The organism is Neobacillus drentensis, assembly GCF_036966985.1.
GTDB lineage: Bacteria > Bacillota > Bacilli > Bacillales > Cytobacillaceae > Neobacillus > Neobacillus drentensis_E.
The window spans coordinates 1-1,702 of record NZ_JBALSN010000384.1 but is presented as its reverse complement, the minus strand read 5'-3'; the positions used below and the strand labels follow the sequence as shown (position 1 = coordinate 1,702).

Annotated in this window: 3 protein-coding genes; all 3 read left to right on the top strand. The window is 37.7% G+C overall.

Features of this window, described 5'->3' with window-relative positions:
• Positions 1–518, top strand: a 518-nt coding sequence (locus V7659_RS22725; protein WP_335542457.1) for a PEP-utilizing enzyme, incomplete at its 5' end; no start/stop codon positions are given.
• A gap of 259 nt (positions 519–777) precedes the next feature.
• On the top strand, positions 778–1,029 hold the full coding sequence (locus tag V7659_RS22720; protein ID WP_335542456.1) for a hypothetical protein: 252 nt from the start codon (positions 778–780) through the stop codon (positions 1,027–1,029).
• Positions 1,030–1,213: 184 nt separating this feature from the next.
• Positions 1,214–1,702: arsinothricin resistance N-acetyltransferase ArsN1 family A (locus tag V7659_RS22715; RefSeq protein WP_335542455.1), on the top strand; the 489-nt coding region annotated here is incomplete at its 3' end.

Genomic DNA, 1,702 nt, shown 5'->3' with positions numbered 1-1,702 from the left:
GAGTTATTCATGAAAAAGAAGATATCTACTATCTCACTTTTGAAGAATTCCGCGAGGCCGTACGCACAAATAAACTGGATTACCAGATCATTACCAAACTGAAAGACGATTACAAATTATATGAAAAACTGACTACCCCGCGTGTGATCACATCTGATGGTGAAACACTCTCAGGTGCGTACAATCGAGAAAATCTCCCAGCCGAAGCGATTGTAGGTCTGCCTGTTTCTTCTGGAGTGATCGAGGGACGGGCGCGTGTCATCTTAAATATGGAAGATGCTGATCTAGAAGAGGGAGATATATTAGTCACGTCCTATACTGACCCTAGTTGGACACCATTGTTTGTCTCTATAAAAGGCTTAGTTACCGAAGTTGGTGGACTGATGACCCATGGAGCCGTGATCGCACGTGAATATGGCTTACCAGCCGTTGTCGGAGTGGAAAATGCTACCAAACTGATCAAAGATGGGCAACGGATTCGTGTGAATGGGATAGAAGGGTATATCGAAATAGTGTAATTGCTATAATTAAATATATCAAAGGTGTTGTATTTTTTGGAACAAGCGCGAATGTACAGAATATCAGGTATTATTAATATTTGTTTTTATAGTTGCTGGGATCTTATTGGGAATATTGTGCATCTTGTCTTTTAGTGCTGCCCCGATTGTGTCAATTATGTTTTTCACTTGTTCTATTTTCACGATCGGATCTTCGATTTACCTTTGGCGGAAAAGAAATGAAGGCAAAGAATTTTATTGGGATGCCGAGGGAATTGTAGTGGACTTAAAAGGAAATAAGGTTTATTGGGATGAAATTGAAGACATACAGTTTTTTAAAAGTAGTACAGCCAGTTTTTCAAAATCTACTGTCATTTACCCTCATTACACAAATCACGAAAAAATAAGAATTCGCCATAAGAAATGGATGCCAAAAATTGCACATTCAATTGATTGGATTTTAATTGAAAAACCAAAGGAATATCACAAAAACTTGATGCAAGCATGGGAAAAAAATAATTTGCCAAAATAAAGTCAAAATTTATACATTTCTTCTTCAACAAAAGGGTGTAAGATTTGCAGATCAAGCTGTCATAATGGCAGCTTTTTTTATTGAACGGGGAGAATAGTTTAACAAGGATTATGGTACTATTTACAGAATATAAAAAATGTCGAAATCAATAATGTGACAAGTTTTTAAAGGGGAGGAACTGCCAGTGAATAACAAGCTTATTATTAGGAATGCCGAGGAGTCAGATATCTTGTCCATTTTAGAAATATTCAATCAGGGGATTGAAGATCGAATCGCCACACTAGAGGAGGAAAAAAAGGACTATCACTATATAAAAGAATGGTTTGAGGTGCATCAGGGGCGATATAAGATATTGGTGGCTGAACAAGATGGGAATGTTGCGGGTTGGGCTTCTTTAAATCCTTACAGTAACCGCTGTGCATATAACGGGGTTGCCGATTTATCCATTTATATTTCAAGAGATCAGAGAGGAAAAGGATTGGGCAAAAAGCTGCTGTCTGAAATTGAATCATTGGCAAAAGATAATGGTTTCCATAAAATTGTCCTATTCACTTTTCCCTTTAATCAACTTGGTCAGGGATTATACAGGAAAATGGGATACCGTGAGGTGGGAGTATTTCAAAACCAAGGGAAGTTGGACGGGGAATTTGTTGATGTTATGGCAATGGAAAAA